Raw genomic sequence first — 12,172 nt, 5'->3', positions numbered from 1 at the left:
TGGACCCGTGGCAGTCGTCGATGTTTCCGAAGAGCTGAAGTCCCTCTCCTCGACCATGGGGTCGATCGAGGCCGTCCTGGACCTCGACAAGCTGAGGGCAGATATCGCCGTGCTCGAGGAGCAGGCCGCCGCGCCGTCCCTGTGGGACGACCCGGACGCCGCTCAGAAGATCACGAGCAAGCTTTCGCACCTCCAGGCCGAGGTCCGCAAGACCGAGAGTCTGCGCGGCCGCATCGACGACCTCGCGGTCCTCTTCGAGCTGGCCCAGGAGATGGAGGACGCGGACACCCTCGCCGAGGCGGAGACCGAGCTGGTCGCCGTCCGCAAGGCGCTGGACGAGATGGAGGTCCGGACCCTGCTCTCCGGCGAGTACGCCGAGCGCGAGGCCCTGGTCAACATCCGCGCCGAGGCCGGCGGCGTCGACGCCTCCGACTTCGCCGAGCGCCTCCAGCGCATGTACCTGCGCTGGGCCGAGCGCCACGGCTACTCGACCGAGGTCTACGAGACCTCGTACGCGGAGGAGGCCGGCATCAAGTCGACCACCTTCGTCGTCAAGGCCCCGTACGCCTACGGCACCCTCTCCGTCGAGCAGGGCACCCACCGCCTTGTCCGGATCTCGCCCTTCGACAACCAGGGCCGCCGCCAGACGTCCTTCGCGGGCGTCGAGGTGCTGCCGGTCGTCGAGTCCAGCGACCACGTCGAGATCGACGAGGGCGAGCTGCGCATCGACGTGTACCGCGCCTCCGGCCCCGGCGGCCAGGGCGTCAACACGACCGACTCGGCTGTGCGCATCACGCACCTGCCGACCGGCATCGTGGTCTCCTGCCAGAACGAGCGCTCGCAGATCCAGAACAAGGCCAGCGCCATGAACGTCCTCCAGGCCAAGCTGCTGGAGCGGCGCCGCCAGGAGGAGCAGGCCAAGATGGACGCCCTCAAGGACGGCGGCAGCTCCTGGGGCAACCAGATGCGGTCCTACGTCCTGCACCCGTACCAGATGGTCAAGGACCTGCGGACGGAGTTCGAGGTCGGCAACCCGCAGGCGGTGCTCGACGGCGAGATCGACGGCTTCCTGGAGGCCGGTATCCGCTGGCGCAAGCAGCAGGAGCAGACCGCGTAAGCGTCACGACGCATGACGAAGGGCCCGGACACCCCTGGTGTCCGGGCCCTTCGTCATGCTCCGTCAGGCATCCGTCATGATCGGTACGCCTACGCGGTCTGCTGAGCCACCAGTACCAGAGCGGCCACGAGGACCACCATGAGGACGATGAGGGCCACGGGGTTCAGTCCGGAGAAGGGGCCCTCCTGCTGGAGGCGCTCCCGGTTCGCCCGGCACACAGGGCAGCGGCCCTGGCTCACGGGTGCCGCGCAGTTCGCGCACACGAGCCGGTCATATGTCATGCGCTCCTCCTCTCGTCCCCTCGTACAACGCCAGGGGGAACGAGACCGTTCCCTCTACCACTGTGCCAGCTCCGCCGACATTCGGCGCGGCCCGTCCGGGCAATCGCGGTCCCTGTCCTTCCGAACCAGGGGATAAAGGGGACAAATCGGGATGCCGGGTCCACACCGCGCGCCCGTTCGCGTATGGTCACGCACACCTACTCCCGGCGACCGTGGTGCACCCGTGATCCGATTCGACAGCGTCTCCAAGTCCTACCCGAAGCAGAGCCGTCCCGCACTCAGGGACGTCTCCCTCGACATCGCCAAGGGCGAGTTCGTCTTCCTGGTCGGCTCCTCCGGCTCCGGCAAGTCCACCTTCCTGCGGCTCATCCTCCGCGAGGAGCGGGCGAGCCACGGTCAGGTGCACGTGCTGGGCAAGGACCTGGCCAAACTCTCCAACTGGAAGGTCCCGCAGATGCGGCGCCAGCTGGGGACCGTGTTCCAGGACTTCCGCCTGCTGCCCAACAAGACGGTGGCCGAGAACGTCGCCTTCGCCCAGGAGGTCATCGGCAAGCCGCGAGGCGAGATCCGCAAGGCCGTCCCGCAGGTCCTGGAGCTCGTGGGCCTCGGCGGCAAGGAGGAGCGGATGCCCGGCGAGCTCTCCGGCGGTGAGCAGCAGCGCGTGGCCATCGCCCGCGCCTTCGTCAACCGCCCCGCCCTGCTGATCGCGGACGAGCCCACCGGCAACCTCGACCCGCAGACCTCCGTCGGGATCATGAAGCTGCTGGACCGGATCAACCGGACCGGCACCACCGTGATCATGGCGACACACGACCAGCAGATCGTCGACCAGATGCGCAAGCGCGTCATCGAACTCGAACAGGGCCGACTCGTGCGCGACCAGTCGCGCGGCGTCTACGGCTACCAGCACTGAAAGGTCCCTGAGACGCAATGCGCGCCCAGTTCGTCATGTCGGAGATCGGCGTCGGTCTCCGTCGCAATCTCACCATGACCTTCGCGGTCATCATCTCCGTGGCCCTGTCGCTGGCCCTGTTCGGTGGCTCCCTGCTCATGCGCGAGCAGGTCAGCAGCATGAAGGGCTACTGGTACGACAAGGCCAACGTCTCGATCTACCTCTGCAACAAGCAGGACGCCGAGCAGGCGACCGAGGCCGCCAACAAGGCGGCCGGGTCGGCGGGCGACCTGGGTGTCGCCACCTGCCGCAAGGGTGCGGTGACCGACGAGCAGAAGAAGCAGATCGAGTCCGAGCTCAAGCAGATGTCCCTGGTCAAGTCCGTCGCCTACGAGTCGGCGGACGAGGCGTACAAGCACTACCAGGAGCAGTACGGGCACACGGCGCTGGCCTCCTCCATCACGCCCGACCAGATGCAGGAGTCCTTCCGGGTCAAGCTCAGCGACCCGGAGAAGTACAAGGTCGTCACCTCGGCCTTCGTCGGCCGCGACGGCATCCACACCGTCGACGACCAGCGCCAGTCGCTGGAGGCCCTCTTCGGGCTCCTCAACTCCGTCAACATCGCCGCGCTCGGCATCATGCTGATCATGCTGATCGTGGCGCTGCTGCTGATCGTCAACACCGTGCGCGTCTCGGCGTTCAGCCGGAGGCGGGAAACGGGGATCATGCGGCTGGTGGGTGCCTCCAGCTTCTACATCCAGTTCCCCTTCATCATGGAGGCGGCCGTCGCCGGCCTCATCGGCGCGGTCCTCGCCTGCGGCATGCTCGTCTCCGGCCAGTACTTCGTGATCGACCACGGCTTCGCGCTGCGGGACCGGATGGAACTGATCGACTTCCTGGGCTGGGGAGCGATGATCGGCAAGCTGCCGTACGTGCTCTTCATCGGGCTCCTGATGCCCTCCATGGCGGCCTTCCTGGCGTTGCGCAAGTACCTGAAGGTGTGACAAGCGCCCCGCGAGTGGTCCGGTCAACCATCCGTGCCAGCGCGGGGCTTGTCCTAGACTCGGCGCCATGCCGGGTCCTCCCGCCTTCTGTCTCCGGCCCCGCGACCTGCGTCGCGGGGCCGTCTTGACGTTGGCCTTCCTCGTGGCCGTCGGCACCGCCGCGAGCACCGGCTGCTGGGACCGCGAGGACGCCACTGCCGCCCTCGCCGCCCGTGCGGGGGCCGCCGCGCCCGAGGAGCCCCGCGCGACGGGCACCGCCGACCGTGAGGCCGTGGCCCGCGCCGCCGCCGAGGCGGTCGCCGAGGGGAAGTCCGGCAAGAAGGCCGCCCAGGAGGTGGTCAGCCGCAGCGGCGACCGCTGGGGCACCGTCTACGACCAGGCCGAGTACGCCGCCTTCGCCGAGGGCCTCGACGGCCGCTGGACCGGCGTCGGACTCTGGGCCGAGCGCGGCCGTGACGGCCTGATCGAGGTCGACAAGGTCCAGCCCGCCAGCCCCGCGGCCCGGGCGGGCCTGCGCGCCGGGGACCGGCTGCTGAACGTCGACGGGCACGCCGTCACCGGCCTGCCCGTCACCGAGGTGATCGCCCTGCTGCGCGGCGAGGCCGGCACCCCCGTGGTGCTGAACCTGAGCCGCGACGGCGTCGGCCTCACCGAGACCGTCCGCCGCGAGCAGCTGCGGACCGAGCCGGTGACGGTACGGCAGCTCGCGGGCGGGATCACCGTCATCAAGGTGGCTTCCTTCACCCGGGGTTCGGGTGAACGCGTCAAGGCCGCCGTCCGCGATGCCCCGCCCGGCGGCGGGGTCATGCTCGACCTGCGCGGCAATCCGGGCGGACTGGTCGTCGAGGCGGTGGCGGCCGCCTCCGCCTTCCTGGACGGGGGGCTGGTGGCGACGTACGACGTGCGGGGCGACCAGCGCGCCCTGTACGCGGAGCCGGGCGGCGACACGGTCCGGCCGCTGGTGACGCTGGTCGACGGCGGCACGATGAGCGCGGCCGAGCTGGTGACGGGCGCCCTCCAGGACCGCGGCCGGGCCGTGGCCGTGGGCAGCCGGACCTTCGGCAAGGGCTCGGTGCAGATGCCCACCGAGCTCCCGGACGGCTCGGTGGCCGAGCTGACGGTGGGCACGTACCGCACGCCGGCGGGCCGCAGCCTGGACGGCAGGGGCATCACCCCGGACCTGGCGGCGGGTGACGGGGCCGAGGAGCGGGCCGCCAAGGTATTGGGTGGCCGCGGGGTGGGTCCGTAGTGCGAAAATGGCCGCACTATGGCTAAGGAAAAAGGGCGCAAGCTGATCGCCCAGAACAAGAAGGCGCGGCACGACTACGCGATCCTCGACACCTACGAGTGCGGTCTCGTGCTCACGGGCACCGAGGTCAAGTCGATGCGCCAGGGCCGGGCCTCGCTGGTGGACGGCTTCGTGTCGGTGGAGGGCCGCGAGGCCTGGCTGTACAACGTGCACGTGCCGGAGTACAGCCAGGGCACCTGGACGAACCACAGCGCCCGCCGCAAGCGCAAGCTCCTCATGCACCGGGAGGAGATCGACAAGCTGGAGCGGAAGGCGGACGAGTCGGGTCACACGATCGTGCCCCTGTCCCTGTACTTCAAGGACGGCCGGGCTAAGGTCGAGATCGCGCTGGCGAAGGGCAAGAAGGAGTACGACAAGCGGCAGACGCTTCGGGAGAAGCAGGACACCCGCGAGACGAACCGTGCGATCTCGGCGGTCCGGCGCAAGCAGCGCGGCACCGTTTAACCTCCTGGCACGCGGTGGTCCACTTCGCGTACCATGGCGTCAGCACCACCCCCTCGGGGGCGGAGCACTTTGTGCAGCATCTAATTGAATAGCGTGAAACATGGGGATGATCGGTTTCGACAGCGGATGTCGATGCAGGGGAAGCGAGCCGAGGAAGCGGCAATGATCTCGCTAACCATATGTCGCAAACAATAATCGCCAACTCCAAGAGCGATAACTCCCGCTTCACCCTCGCTGCCTAATAACAGTGAGCTGAAGCCTCTGTGAGGAGCGTCAGCCCGGAAGTGGTCCCGGTCCGGATCCTGGCGTCAATTAGGGATCTAAACCTCTAGCCCCGGTCACGGGGGTTGGAGGGAAATCAAACAGTGACTGAGCCCGTCGGAGACTTGTCCGTGTGATCTCCGGGGCTGAGAAAAGCGCAGCGGACTGCGCTCGGAGAAGCCCTGCTTCTGCACCGTTGGACGCGGGTTCGATTCCCGCCATCTCCACTCATCCCATGTGGGCAAAGGCCCCGCAGCCTCACGGCTGCGGGGCCTTTGTCATGCCGGTCGTACCACTAGAGGGCGCGATAGATCTCGTGGCGGTGGCCGACGGCCACGACCCACACCGTGACGACGAGCTCGCGGTCCGGACCCTCCTCGACCGTGTACACGGCGCGGTAGTCGCCGATCCTCAGTCGCCAGTGTGCGGGGTGCCCCTGGAGCGCTTGAGGACGGCGTCGCCGTTCTTGGATGTGATGCGCACCGGGTCGTGGTCGGTGTTGACGCGCTCGATCAGGGGGAACAGGGTCGCCCTGGCTTCGCTGGCGCTTATGGACATGGTTCGCCCCTCTCGGACTGACGCTGGTATGAGTTTCTGGTACGGGATCAGTACCGGAAACTCGTACGACTCGTGCCGCCGATGGCCAGGGCGGCGAGGGCCGCCGCCGCGGGGAGGGCGTAGGGGATGGTGGGGCCCAGGTGGTCGATCAGGGTGCCGGCCGTCGCCGAGCCCAGGGAGATGCCCGCGAAGATGGCGGTGACCGCGAGGGTCATGCCCTCGTTGAGACGGCCCTCGGGGGTGAGGGCATGGACCCGGGACATCGCCGTGACCATCGTCGGGGCGGTGGCCATGCCCGCCAGGAGCAGCGCGAGGGCCAGCAGCGGGACGGAGCCCGTGGCCGCCGCCGCCCAGGGCAGGGCCATCGCGATGCTCAGGGTGGTCAGGCAGGTCCGCAGGCCGCGCGGGCGCAGGGTGCCGTACAGCAGCCCGGCCGCGCAGGAGCCCGCCGCCTGCAGGGCCAGGACCAGGCCGGAGGCGGCGCCCAGGCCGCGGGCGTCGAGGTGGGCGATCGAGGTGACCTCCATCGAGCCGAACAGCACGCCCAGCGGGAGGAAGAGGTACAGCACCGGGCGGAGCGCGCGCAGCGGGGAGTGGCCGGGGTGCGGCGCCGACACCGGGGGCTGCGTGGCCCGCTGGGACGTGAAGAGCAGCATGCCGCCGAGGAGGAGGGCGGCCGCCGTGAGGGTGCCGGCCTCGGGGAGGACGGCCGAGCAGAGGAAGGCCGCCAGCACCGGGCCGAGCATGAAGCACAGCTCGTCGGCGGCCTGCTCGAAGGACATCGCCGTGTGGTGCGAGGCCGGGGAGTCGCGCAGCAGGTGGGTCCAGCGGGCTCGGGACATGCCGCCGATGTTGGGGGTGGTGGCGGTCGCGGCGTACGAGGCGAAGAGGGTCCAGGCCGGGGCCTGCGTACGGACGCACACGATGAGGGAGAGGGAGCCGAGGACCGCGATCAAGGTGGCCGGGAGGGCGATCCGGGCCTGGCCGTGACGGTCGACCAGCCGGGCCGTCCAGGGTGCCACCAGCGCCGTGGCGGCCAGCCCGGTCGCGGTGACCGCGCCGGCGAGGGCGTACGAGCCGCGCTGCCCGGCGATCATCATGACCGCGCTGATCCCGAACATGCCCATGGGGAGCCGGGCGAGGAGGTTCCCGGCGGTGAAGGCGCGGGTGCCGGGCAGGGCGAACAGGCGGCGGTACGGGCCGGGGGTGCGGCCCCGGGCGGGGGCCGCGGCCGGGGCGGTGAGGACGAGCGTGGTGCCGGTGACGGTCATGAGGGGCATGACGACCACTCTCGGTCGGGACCCGGTCCGCGGTCCAACACCTGTTCGGACCCCATTCACGCCCTTCTGTTGTTAGTCTCCGGGGGTGATGCCCCGTGATGTGGACCCCCGGCTCCTGCGCGGGTTCGTCGCGGCCGCCGAGGAGTTGCACTTCACCCGCGCCGCCGCCCGCCTCTATCTCGCCCAGCAGGCCCTCAGCCGTGACGTCCGGCGGCTCGAACAGGCCCTGGGCGTGACCCTGTTCGTACGGACCACCCGACAGGTGGAGCTGACCCCCGACGGGGAGCGGCTGCTGCCGCTGGCCCGGCGGGTGCTGCGCGCGCACGAGGAGCTGGCCGCCGCCTTCACCGCCCCCAGGGCGCTGCTCGTCGACCTGAACACCGACGGGCCCAGCACCGGGCGCGCGGTGCTGGAACGGGCCCGCGAACTCGCCCCGGACTGCGAGCTGATGGCCCGTTTCGAGAGCGGGCTCACCCACGCCGCCGCCGAGATCGCGGCAGGCCGCCTCGACGTCGCCTTCGGGTACGCCGACGGGCTGGCCCCGGCGCTGCGGGCGCGGCTCGCGCAGTCGCCCGTACGGTACGAGCCGCTCGCCGTGCTGCTGCCCGAGGGGCACGCCCTGGCCGCGCGGGCCGCCGTACGCCTGGACGCGCTGGCCGGGGAGACCGTGTACGCGGGAGCCGGGAACCCGCGGACCGCGGAGTGGACCGGGCTCGCGCGCGAGCTGTTCGCCGGGCGCGGGATCGAGATGGCGCCGCCCGCCCCCGTGGCCATGGGCAAGGAGGAGTTCGGCCGGGTGATGGCCAAGACCGGCAACCCGGTGCTGGCGACGGTGGACTTCCTCGACATGCCCGGCTGCGTGAAGCGGCCGCTGACCGACCCCGTCCCGCTGTCGCCGCTGTCCATGGTGTGGCGCAGGGGCTTCGCCCACCCCGGGCTGGACGCCCTGCGCGCCGCGGCCGCCGAGCTGGCGGCGGAGGGGGACTGGCTGGAACCGCCCCCGGGCAGCTGGACCCCGGCACGGCTCACACACAGCCCCGGCGGCGGGTGAGAGCAAGGTTTCCCGGCGGTCATCCGGCGGGGACCGGGGCCGAAACGCGCCGTTCCTACGGTCGTCACCACGGACGCGACAGCTGTGGAGGCGTGTGATGACCAGTACGACCGCACCGCGCAAGGGGGGCCGCTGGATCGAGCGGTGGGATCCCGAGGACGAGACGTTCTGGAAGGAGACGGGAGAGCGGACCGCCCGCCGCAACCTCCTCTACTCCGTGCTCTCCGAGCACATCGGGTTCTCCATCTGGTCGCTGTGGTCCGTGATGGTCCTCTTCATGGGCCCGCAGTACGGGATCGACCCGGCGGGGAAGTTCTTCCTCATCGCGACCGCGACCCTGGTCGGCGCCCTGGTGCGGATCCCCTACACCTTCGCCGTCGCCCGCTTCGGCGGCCGGAACTGGACCGTCGTCAGCGCCCTGCTCCTGCTCGCGCCGACCGTGGCCGCGCTGGTGGTCATGGAGCCCGGGACCTCGTACGGCACCTTCCTCGCCGTGGCGGCACTCACCGGCGTCGGCGGCGGCAACTTCGCCTCGTCGATGACGAACATCAACGCCTTCTTCCCGCTGCGCAAGAAGGGCTGGGCGCTCGGGCTGAACGCGGGCGGCGGGAACATCGGCGTCCCCGTCGTGCAGCTGTCCGCGCTGCTGGTCATCGCCACCGCCGGGGCCGGGCACCCGCGGCTGCTGCTCGGCGCGTACATCCCGCTGATCGTGGCCGCCGCGGCGCTCGCGGCGCTGCGGATGGACAACCTGGCGCCCGTACGCAACGACACCGGCGCCGTGCGGGAGGCCGTCCGCGAACCGCACACCTGGATCATGGCCTTCCTCTACGTCGGCACCTTCGGGTCCTTCATCGGCTACAGCTTCGCCTTCGGGCTGGTGCTCCAGACGCAGTTCGGCCGCACCCCGCTCCAGGCGGCCTCGCTGACCTTCATCGGGCCGCTGCTCGGCTCCCTGATCAGGCCGGTGGGCGGGGCGCTGGCGGACCGGTTCGGCGGCGCGCGGATCACCCTGGCCACCCTCGTGGCGATGGCCGCCGCGACCGGGGTCGTGATCCTGGCCTCGGTACGGGAGTCACTGCCGGTGTTCCTGGTCGGATTCGTGGCGCTGTTCGCGCTGAGCGGCCTCGGCAACGGGTCGACGTACAAGATGATCCCCGGGATCTTCCAGGCCAAGGCGCTGGCCCGGGGCATGAGCGGCGAGGACGCGGCCGCGTACGGCCGGCGGCTGTCCGGGGCCGCCATGGGGCTGATCGGCGCGGTGGGAGCGCTCGGCGGGCTCGGCATCAACCTGGTCTTCCGGGAGGCGTTCCTCAGCTCCGGGTCGGGGACGGCCGCCTTCGTGACCTTCCTCGGCTTCTACGCGGTGTGCTGCGCCGTCACGTGGGCGGTATACCTTCGCCGGCCGGCCGTGGTGGCCGTCCCGGACGCCGGGGTCGCGGCGAAGCCGCAGCTCACATCGGTGTAACCGGGCTTTACCGCGGTGAAATACGGCGGAACCGAGTCTGACACGCCGACTTGGCAGTCTCGGTTCCGCTCCCGCGACGCGATACCGACCCACTGGGCAAGGCAGGTCACCATGGACGATGACAGGAACACCGGTCCGCTCGCGGGCTTCACGGTCGGGGTGACCGCCGCGCGGCGGGCCGACGAGCTGATCGCCCTGCTGCGCCGGCGCGGGGCGGCCGTGGTGCACGCGCCCGCTCTGCGGATCGTGCCGCTGGCCGACGACAGCGAACTGCTCGCCGCCACCAAGGAGCTGATCGCCTGCGCCCCGGACGCGGTGGTCGCCACCACCGCCATCGGGTTCCGCGGGTGGATCGAGGCCGCCGACGGCTGGGGGATCGGCGAGGAGCTGCTCGCGCGGCTGCGGGCCGCCGAACTGCTCGCGCGCGGACCGAAGGTGAAGGGCGCCATCCGGGCCGCCGGGCTGGTGGAGGCCTGGTCGCCGGAGTCGGAATCGCTCGCCGAGGTACTGGAACGGATGCTGTCGGCCGGGGTGGCCGGGCGGCGGATCGCGCTCCAGTTGCACGGGGAGCCGCTGCCCGGCTTCGTCGAGGCGCTGCGGGCCGGCGGGGCCGAGGTGGTGGTGGTCCCGGTGTACCGGTGGATGGCGCCGGAGGACCTCGCGCCGCTGGACCGGCTGCTGGACGCGGTGGTCTCCGGCGGGGTGGACGCGGTCAGCTTCACCTCCGCCCCGGCGGCGGCCTCGCTGCTGTCCCGGGCCGAGGAGCGGGGCGTACGGGAGGCCGTGCTGGAGGCCCTGCGGGGCACGGTGGTGTCGGCGTGCGTGGGGCCGGTGACCGCGCTGCCGCTGCAGGCGCACGGGGTGGACACGGTGCAGCCGGAGCGGTTCCGGCTGGGCCCGCTGGTGCAGTTGCTCTGCAAGGAGCTGCCGGGTCGGGCGCGGGTGCTGCCGTTGGCCGGGCACCGGGTGGAGATCCGCGGGCACGCGGTCCTGGTCGACGACGAGCTGCGGCCCGTGCCGCCCGCCGGGATGGCCCTGCTGCGGGCGCTGGCCCGGCGGCCCGGATGGGTGGTGGGCCGCGCGGAGCTGCTGCGGGTACTGCCGGGGGCGGGGCGAGACGAGCACGCCGTGGAGACGGCGATGGCCCGGCTGAGGGCGGCGCTGGGGGCGCCGAAGCTGATCCAGACCGTGGTCAAGCGGGGGTACCGGCTGTCGCTGGACGCGGGCGGGGAGGTCAAGTACGGGGACGCTCCGCCCGCGTGAGCGCCGTGGGGTGCCCGTCGGCGGCGGCCCGGGTTAGCGTGCCCGGATGGTTATTGACGGGGTGGAGATGAGGGGCCTCGCGCTCGGCGACGCCGCCGGGCTGGCCGAGGCGTTCGCACGGGGCCGCGCGTACATGGCGCCCTTCGAGCCGGTCCGGCCGGAGGACTACTACACCGAGCAGGGGCAGCGGGTCCGGATCGAGGGCCTTCTCGCCGAGCGCGACGCGGGGCGGGTGGTTCCGTACGTGCTGGCCGACGCGGCCACGGGCGCGCCGGTCGGCGCGATCAACCTGGGCTCCATCGCGCTCGGCCCGCTGTGCAGCGGAGGCGTCGGCTACTGGGTCGACCCGGCCTGGCACGGCAAGGGCCTGGCCACCGCGGCCCTGCAGGAGGTGTGCCGGGCCGCCCGCGACGACCTGGGCCTGCACCGGGTGGAGGCCCAGACCCTGCTCGACAACGCGGCCTCGCAGCGGGTGCTGGCGAAGGCGGGCTTCGAGCCGTACGGCGTCGCGCCGCGGTACGCCCACATCAACGGGGCCTGGCGGGACCACCGCCTCTTCCAGCGGCTGCTGCACGACGACCCGCCGGCGTCTTAGCCGCCGCGCCGCACCCGCACGGGGGGTTCCGCTGTGCGGCGGCGAGGGGCACTCTGGTGGGGCGCCCCCGAGACGCGAGGCGGTGACGGGCATGCGGTTCGACGCCGGGCGGGTCTGCCTGGACCTGGTGGCCGAGGAGATCCGGGACGGCGACGAGCTGCGGCAGTGGCTCGCCGGGGCCGGGCTGGTGCCCGACCGGACGCCGCTCGCGCGGGTGGGCCCCGACTGGGCCGCCGCCTTCCGGGACCTGCGCGGCGATGTGGAGACCCTCGTACGGGCGGAGCTGGACGGGACCGGCCCCGACGAACAGGCGCTCGCCCGGGTCAACGCGCTGGCCGCCGGACCACCCCCGGGCCTGTGTGCCGTACGGGACCAGGAAGGCCACCTCGTACGGGAGCTGTGCGGCGGCGTGGAATGCGGGGCGCTGCTCGCGGCCGTCGCCCGGGACGCCGTCGAGCTGCTGACCGACCCCGGCGACCTGGCACTGCTGCGGGCCTGCGAAGGTGACGGCTGCACCAGGGTCTACCTGGACACTTCCCGCGGGCACCGGCGCCGCTGGTGCTCCAGCGAGGTGTGCGGCAACCGGGAGCGCGTCGCCCGGCACCGCCGCCGGGCCCTGGCAGCGGGGTCTGTGTAGCTCCCGCCCCGC

The 12,172-nt window shown here is 71.7% G+C and carries 13 protein-coding genes, 1 other RNA gene and 1 pseudogene; 11 read left to right on the top strand and 4 right to left on the bottom strand.

The features are described 5' to 3' along the window. Positions 1 to 7 precede the first annotated feature (7 nt). Entirely contained in the window at positions 8 to 1,117 is a 1,110-nt protein-coding gene (prfB, locus tag OG429_RS15820) for a peptide chain release factor 2 (protein ID WP_328925969.1), read from the top strand. 89 nt (positions 1,118 to 1,206) lie between these two features. Here prfB and OG429_RS15815 read toward each other — a convergent pair whose 3' ends face one another. Beyond that, positions 1,207 to 1,398, bottom strand: coding sequence for a hypothetical protein (locus OG429_RS15815; RefSeq protein WP_030662818.1), 192 nt, complete (start codon positions 1,396 to 1,398; stop codon positions 1,207 to 1,209). 223 nt (positions 1,399 to 1,621) lie between these two features. Between OG429_RS15815 and ftsE the strand changes: the two genes are divergently transcribed. From ftsE to ssrA, 5 genes are all read left to right on the top strand, one after another. Beyond that, on the top strand, positions 1,622 to 2,311 hold the full coding sequence (ftsE, locus tag OG429_RS15810; protein ID WP_328925968.1) for a cell division ATP-binding protein FtsE: 690 nt from the start codon (positions 1,622 to 1,624) through the stop codon (positions 2,309 to 2,311). Positions 2,312 to 2,328: 17 nt separating this feature from the next. Continuing rightward, positions 2,329 to 3,294 (top strand): permease-like cell division protein FtsX, encoded by a 966-nt coding sequence (gene ftsX / locus OG429_RS15805; RefSeq protein ID WP_328925967.1) that lies wholly within the window; start codon positions 2,329 to 2,331, stop codon positions 3,292 to 3,294. 67 nt (positions 3,295 to 3,361) lie between these two features. Then, positions 3,362 to 4,543, top strand: coding sequence for a S41 family peptidase (locus tag OG429_RS15800; RefSeq protein ID WP_328925966.1), 1,182 nt, complete (start codon positions 3,362 to 3,364; stop codon positions 4,541 to 4,543). Between the two features lie 18 nt (positions 4,544 to 4,561). Then, the gene (gene smpB, locus OG429_RS15795) at positions 4,562 to 5,047 is read left to right on the top strand and encodes an SsrA-binding protein SmpB (protein ID WP_328925965.1); all 486 of its coding nucleotides are present in this window, start codon (positions 4,562 to 4,564) and stop codon (positions 5,045 to 5,047) included. Positions 5,048 to 5,149: 102 nt separating this feature from the next. After that, positions 5,150 to 5,538, top strand: a transfer-messenger RNA (tmRNA) gene (gene ssrA, locus OG429_RS15790). Between the two features lie 65 nt (positions 5,539 to 5,603). Here ssrA and OG429_RS41445 read toward each other — a convergent pair. The 3 genes and pseudogenes from OG429_RS41445 to OG429_RS15780 all read right to left on the bottom strand — a co-directional run. After that, positions 5,604 to 5,753: pseudogene (locus OG429_RS41445) on the bottom strand (type II toxin-antitoxin system RelE family toxin); the annotation flags it as partial. After that, on the bottom strand, positions 5,720 to 5,866 hold the full coding sequence (locus OG429_RS15785) for a type II toxin-antitoxin system Phd/YefM family antitoxin (protein ID WP_328925964.1): 147 nt from the start codon (positions 5,864 to 5,866) through the stop codon (positions 5,720 to 5,722). The gene OG429_RS15785 and the pseudogene OG429_RS41445, both read right to left, overlap by 34 nt. Before the next feature lie 47 nt (positions 5,867 to 5,913). Continuing rightward, the gene (locus tag OG429_RS15780) at positions 5,914 to 7,137 is read right to left on the bottom strand and encodes an MFS transporter (protein ID WP_328930282.1); all 1,224 of its coding nucleotides are present in this window, start codon (positions 7,135 to 7,137) and stop codon (positions 5,914 to 5,916) included. 97 nt (positions 7,138 to 7,234) lie between these two features. Between OG429_RS15780 and OG429_RS15775 the strand changes: the two genes are divergently transcribed. From OG429_RS15775 to OG429_RS15755, 5 genes are all read left to right on the top strand, one after another. Then, positions 7,235 to 8,197: a LysR family transcriptional regulator gene (locus tag OG429_RS15775; RefSeq protein ID WP_328925963.1), complete on the top strand. Its 963-nt coding sequence runs from the start codon at positions 7,235 to 7,237 to the stop codon at positions 8,195 to 8,197. Positions 8,198 to 8,294: 97 nt separating this feature from the next. Next, on the top strand, positions 8,295 to 9,665 hold the full coding sequence (locus OG429_RS15770) for a nitrate/nitrite transporter (RefSeq protein WP_328925962.1): 1,371 nt from the start codon (positions 8,295 to 8,297) through the stop codon (positions 9,663 to 9,665). A gap of 111 nt (positions 9,666 to 9,776) precedes the next feature. Beyond that, on the top strand, positions 9,777 to 10,928 hold the full coding sequence (locus OG429_RS15765) for a uroporphyrinogen-III synthase (protein ID WP_328925961.1): 1,152 nt from the start codon (positions 9,777 to 9,779) through the stop codon (positions 10,926 to 10,928). A gap of 46 nt (positions 10,929 to 10,974) precedes the next feature. After that, the gene (locus tag OG429_RS15760) at positions 10,975 to 11,523 is read left to right on the top strand and encodes a GNAT family N-acetyltransferase (RefSeq protein WP_328925960.1); all 549 of its coding nucleotides are present in this window, start codon (positions 10,975 to 10,977) and stop codon (positions 11,521 to 11,523) included. Between the two features lie 91 nt (positions 11,524 to 11,614). Next, complete coding sequence (locus tag OG429_RS15755) at positions 11,615 to 12,160, top strand: CGNR zinc finger domain-containing protein (protein ID WP_328925959.1); 546 nt, start codon at positions 11,615 to 11,617, stop codon at positions 12,158 to 12,160. Positions 12,161 to 12,172: the final 12 nt, after the last annotated feature.

The organism is Streptomyces sp. NBC_00190, from assembly GCF_036203305.1.
GTDB lineage: Bacteria > Actinomycetota > Actinomycetes > Streptomycetales > Streptomycetaceae > Streptomyces.
The sequence above is the reverse complement of the archived record's forward strand: the minus strand, read 5'-3'. Positions and strand labels throughout refer to the sequence as shown.

Excerpts from the sequence above, each read along its gene's own strand:
- OG429_RS15815 (WP_030662818.1), bottom strand. The coding sequence starts at position 1,398 with ATGACATATGACCGGCTCGTGTGCGCGAACTGCGCGGCACCCGTGAGC.
- ftsX (WP_328925967.1), top strand. The coding sequence starts at position 2,329 with ATGCGCGCCCAGTTCGTCATGTCGGAGATCGGCGTCGGTCTCCGTCGC.
- OG429_RS15800 (WP_328925966.1), top strand. The coding sequence starts at position 3,362 with ATGCCGGGTCCTCCCGCCTTCTGTCTCCGGCCCCGCGACCTGCGTCGC.
- smpB (WP_328925965.1), top strand. The coding sequence starts at position 4,562 with ATGGCTAAGGAAAAAGGGCGCAAGCTGATCGCCCAGAACAAGAAGGCG.
- OG429_RS15785 (WP_328925964.1), bottom strand. The coding sequence starts at position 5,866 with ATGTCCATAAGCGCCAGCGAAGCCAGGGCGACCCTGTTCCCCCTGATC.
- OG429_RS15780 (WP_328930282.1), bottom strand. The coding sequence starts at position 7,137 with ATGACCGTCACCGGCACCACGCTCGTCCTCACCGCCCCGGCCGCGGCC.
- OG429_RS15775 (WP_328925963.1), top strand. The coding sequence starts at position 7,235 with ATGCCCCGTGATGTGGACCCCCGGCTCCTGCGCGGGTTCGTCGCGGCC.
- OG429_RS15770 (WP_328925962.1), top strand. The coding sequence starts at position 8,295 with ATGACCAGTACGACCGCACCGCGCAAGGGGGGCCGCTGGATCGAGCGG.
- OG429_RS15765 (WP_328925961.1), top strand. The coding sequence starts at position 9,777 with ATGGACGATGACAGGAACACCGGTCCGCTCGCGGGCTTCACGGTCGGG.
- OG429_RS15760 (WP_328925960.1), top strand. The coding sequence starts at position 10,975 with ATGGTTATTGACGGGGTGGAGATGAGGGGCCTCGCGCTCGGCGACGCC.
- OG429_RS15755 (WP_328925959.1), top strand. The coding sequence starts at position 11,615 with ATGCGGTTCGACGCCGGGCGGGTCTGCCTGGACCTGGTGGCCGAGGAG.